Genomic DNA, 5001 nt, shown 5'->3' on the forward strand with positions numbered 1-5001 from the left:
CTAAAAATTATAATAATAATTTGTGGTGTCGGTATCGTCTAAGTGCCATTATTTTTTAGAACGCCCTGCCGTAAAAACTTTGAAAATAGATTTAGTGGAACAGCAGGTACCGGAAGATTATCCTTTGCCAGACTATATCATAAATTTAGCCTCTATAGTAACGGCAGAACGTAATATTTCTCTCTTTGACGGATTAATAAGTAGTAACCTAAAAGTTTTGCTAAACTTGTATAATCGATTTAAGGATTGTTCTCAGTTGAAACTTTTCATTCAGTTTGGGAGTAGTGAAGAATATGGGAACGAAGGAGTGCCTTTTATTGAAACAATACGCGAGGTTCCAAATTCTCCTTATGCACTTGTAAAGCAATTAACAGTCAATACAGCTTTGATGCTCCATAATAATTATGGTTTCCCGGTTATGGTAGTTCGTCCGGGTAACCTCTTTGGACCTTATCAAAGTGCTAGTAAATTTATTCCATATATCATAACCCAGCTAAAAGAGAACAAACAACTTGATGTTACATTCTGCGAACAAAAGCGTGATTTTATTTATGTGGAAGATTTTGCATGGTGTATAGGAAAACTCATAGAACATCATTCATGCATAATAGGTGAAATTGTAAATGTAGCTAGTGGCATAAGCATTTCACTACGTGAAATCATTGAAATTTGTAAAGCTAATATTGGTAGTACTTCACTGATTAATTATGGTGCATTGCCATATCGAGAAAATGAAGTCATGGATTTAAAGTGTTCTATAAATAAGTTGGAGACAATTGTAGGGCATTCTTTGCATTTTGATATTGTAACACGGTTAAAGACTTTCTCATGCATACAATAATATTAGGTGCTGGTATTTCGGGATTGGGGGCAGGGTACTCTCTTGCTCAAAATGGGAATAATCCAATAATTTTAGAAAAAGACGAAACCTATGGAGGACTTTGTGGTAATTTTACCATCGAAGGATTTCGTTTTGATTGCTTTGTACATTTCTCTTTTACTAAAGATGAGAAAGTAAATAAATTCTTTGTAGATAGTAGTCCAGAAATATATTGCCATAAACCTAATCCATTTAACTTCTATAATGGATTATGGATAAAGCACCCAGCTCAAAATAATCTTTTCCCATTGCCGAAGGAAGAAAAAGAAAAAATTATAGCTGATTTTCGTGGCAGACCCAAAGTGGATTCTTTAGTGGTAGAAAATTATGAACAATGGCTTCGTATTCAATATAGTGATTATTTTGCTGAACACTTTCCTATGGTGTACACTCGTAAATATTGGATGACTGATGCTTATGACCTTGAAACTCGTTGGATCGGTAGTCGTCTTTATCAGCCTTCGCTTGATGAAGTGATACAAGGTGCGCAAACGGCAGATACTCCAGTAACTTATTATTCGAAAGAAATGTGTTATCCAGTAAAAGGAGGTTATAAACAATACCTTGTTACTTTGGCTATGGGGCAAGATATTCGTTATAATGAGGAGGTAATAAAAATATCACCACAGAGTAAAAGTTTACATACTGCCAGTGGTACAGAATATACTTACAATCGGCTCATTAGTAGTCTTCCTTTGCCTATGATAGTGAAAATGTTGTCTGATGTACCAGAAGAAGTGCTATCTGCTGCTAAGATGCTTCGTTGTACTTGTGGTTATCAAATTTCTGTAGGTTTGAAAACAAAAGATATTCCTCCTTATTTGTGGTGGTATATATACGATGAGGATATTCTTCCGGCCCGCGTGTATTCCCCTTCTCTGAAATCTCCAGATAATGCTCCTGAGGGATGTTCTTCGCTACAATTGGAAATTTATTGTGAACAAGGTAAATATACGAATGAGGAATTGATTAGTCAATCTGTGGGTAAGCTTATAAAACTAAATGTGATAAAACAAGAAGATATTCTTTTTATAGATGTACGTTATGAAAAATATGCAAATGTGATTTTTGATCAGAATATCTATACTATGCGTAAAATAGTTCGTGATTATTTATGGTCGATAGGCATAGAGACTATTGGACGTTTTGGAGAATGGGATTATCTGTGGAGTGATCAAAGCTTATTGAGTGGGTTAAGGAAAAGATGACTTTAAGAAAAAAATCGAAAGGATTATTTTGTGTCTTAAAATAACGGTAAAAAAGAATGTTGTCAACTACTGAACAAGAAAACAATAAACGGATAGCAAAAAATACAATATACTTATATATCAGAATGTTCTTAACAATGATTGTGTCATTGTATACATCGCGTATAGTGCTACGAGTATTGGGAGATTCTGATTATGGATTGTATAACGTAATTGGTGGTATCCTTACCATGTTCTCAATGTTCAGCGGAGCTTTAACGGTGGGAACACAAAGGTTTCTGACTTTTGCTTTGGGAGAAAAAAACTTTGAAAAACTGCAAAGTACATTCTCTATGGTATTGGGGCTTCATCTGGCTATTGCTGTGGTCATATTGCTATTGTCTGAAACTATAGGTCTGTGGTTCTTTTACGAATATCTTAAGATACCGGATGGACGTATGACTGCTGCATTGTGGGTGTATCAGTTCACGATATTAGGTTTTTTGATAAACCTAATCCAGCTACCGTTCCAGGCTTGTCTCATTGCCCATGAAAAAATGAGTATGTATGCCTATATGAGTATTTATGATGTAGTGATGAAACTTATGTTGGTGATAATACTACAATATGTTACTTTTGATAAGCTGGTATTATATGCTGTGGTGGTGTTTGTTGTAAACCTCACATCTGCTGTCATCTATAATTTCTATAGCCGGAGGCAATTCAGTGAATGTACATTTAGAATTGCATGGGATGGAAATTTGGCCAAAAAGTTTGCCTCATATAGTGGATGGAATATAGTTGGAGGAAGTATTGGATTTTTCACTAACCAAGGTATCAATATTCTACTGAATATATTTTGTGGGACTATTGTTAATGCTGCAAGAGGCTTGTCGATAACAGTCAATACTTTTCTTTTGAATTTTGTTAATAATTTCCAAACTGCTGTAAATCCACAAATCGTGAAATTGTATGCAGCAAATGAATATGATAAACTTCATCGTTTAGTGATATATAATTGTCGTATTGCTGAGTATTTATATCTTCTCATCGCAATTCCCATTTTTATAGAGATCGAATTTGTACTTAAAATTTGGCTTGGAGATTATCCCGAGTATACTCCTGTGTTTGTACAAATTATTTTAATTCAATCAGCATGGAACCCACTTAGCTATCCTGTGGGTATGTTAATTCATGCTTCAGGCAGAATGAAATGGCCTTCTATATGGGCTTCTCTCCTGATTTTGATTTTTCCAATATCATATATATTGTTGAAAACAGGCTATTCTCCTGTAACAGTTTATATCGCAAGTGCAACAATCTGGTTGTATCTTAATGGTTGTAATCTATACTTTGCTAATCGATATACATATTTGTCAATCAAAAGGGTACTTCATGAGGTATATTTCAATGTAATTCCTGGTGCAGCAGTAATGTTTATTATTCCATATATTATTTCAGAACAGATGGAATCAGGCTGGTCCAGTTTTTTAGTCGTAAGTAGTGTGAGTCTCATTACTTCTACTTTGGTGATTTTTGTATGGGGGATGACTCCTAATATGAGAATTTTAGTTTTAAAGAAGTTACATATAAATAATCAATTAAATAAATAATCAATGAATAGAAAAATGTCAATAGGTGTATGTTATTATTTGCCAGAGCCAACATATATATGTAATGAGTATTGTATTCCTATCCAATTAGGTTTTTATGAAACAGGTATTGAGATGGGAATTCAGAAAGATAATACGGGTGACAATCGTTCATTAAAACATCCTAGTTATAGTGAATATTCAGGTGTGTATTGGTTGTGGAAGAATATGTTTTCTGAATATAAAGGTATGGTGCATCATAGACGTTCTTTTACGTTGGAAAACATCTCTCTGTCTAAAAGATTTGGAATCTATACTGGACTATTGATAAATTATGCCAAAAATATGTTCAAGCATTCAGCTATAACTTACAATGAGATAGTGGAATGTAAAAGTAGTGAGGAATATAAAGAAAAACTAGATTGTTTTTTGAGAAAATTGCCTAATTTGTTTGAGCGTGGTTGCGATATAGTCGTACCTAAACCTTATCATTTTTATAGAATAACTGTTGAAGAATATTTTGATGAAAGAGTGGGAACAATAATAATGCGTTTATTACGTCTAATATTAAAAAAACAGTATCCTAATTACTATCCATATTTTGAAAAGACACTGAGGGGAAGCTGTCTTTATTATGCTAATCTAGAAATTATGCGTAATGAAATATTTGACGAATATTGTTCTTTTGTTTTCGAGGTATTTGATTTGTTGGAAAACGAATTATTGAATAAAAAACATTATATTGATCTCAATAAGGAATTTGCATTATATAGAGTCTTTGGATATGTTGGTGAACTTTTAACTAATACATTTATTTTGAAAAAAAAGGCAGAAGGATTAAAAGTGAAAGAATTTACTGTATTATTTAATAGTGCAGTAAAGGGTAACAACACAACTGACTATAGTAATATAAAGTTGTAAATAATGAAAAAGTAAGCGTTCAATTTCTACGTCTTGTATGTAATTGATATCCTAGCTAGCTTTACATCGTAATCAAAAAGGATGCATTTATGTATAATAGGAGCAAATTCAGTTGCAATTCAAGATGTACCTTCTTTTTGTGTTGTAGCAGGAAATCCTGTTAGGGTAATAAAAAAATAGAAATATGAAATCAGTATTACTTATAGCACCCACATTTCTTAACCTGTATATAGATCTGAAGATTGAATGGGAAAAGCGTGGGTATAATGTCACGTATATCGAAGAAGAATCATATAGCTTTGACCCTTCTCTTATAAGAAACAAGCAGCTAAGCTATTGGAAGGAAAAATTATACATCCAATTCTTAAAAAAGAAGGCACTTAGACGATACCGACACCACAAATTATTATTATAATTTTTA

General features: G+C 33.1%; 4 protein-coding genes. All 4 read left to right on the forward strand.

The features are described 5' to 3' along the window. Nucleotides 1–22: 22 nt before the first annotated feature. Genes DXA54_RS27405 through DXA54_RS27420 form a run of 4 tightly spaced genes read left to right on the forward strand, consistent with a single transcriptional unit; the run spans nucleotide 23 to nucleotide 4580 of the window. Nucleotides 23–841: an NAD-dependent epimerase/dehydratase family protein gene (locus DXA54_RS27405; RefSeq protein WP_008648576.1), complete on the forward strand. Its 819-nt coding sequence runs from the start codon at nucleotides 23–25 to the stop codon at nucleotides 839–841. Then, entirely contained in the window at nucleotides 829–2088 is a 1260-nt protein-coding gene (locus DXA54_RS27410) for a protoporphyrinogen/coproporphyrinogen oxidase (protein ID WP_008648575.1), read from the forward strand. The genes DXA54_RS27405 and DXA54_RS27410 overlap by 13 nt, the downstream gene beginning before the upstream one ends. Nucleotides 2089–2144: 56 nt before the next feature. Then, nucleotides 2145–3680, forward strand: a complete 1536-nt coding sequence (locus tag DXA54_RS27415; RefSeq protein WP_008648574.1) for a lipopolysaccharide biosynthesis protein — start codon at nucleotides 2145–2147, stop codon at nucleotides 3678–3680. A gap of 3 nt (nucleotides 3681–3683) precedes the next feature. Then, entirely contained in the window at nucleotides 3684–4580 is an 897-nt protein-coding gene (locus DXA54_RS27420) for a DUF4422 domain-containing protein (protein WP_083792324.1), read from the forward strand. Nucleotides 4581–5001 lie beyond the last annotated feature (421 nt).

Origin of the sequence: Bacteroides sp. OF03-11BH (genome assembly GCF_003604005.1) — a bacterium.
In the GTDB taxonomy this organism is placed as follows: Bacteria; Bacteroidota; Bacteroidia; order Bacteroidales; family Bacteroidaceae; genus Bacteroides; species Bacteroides ovatus.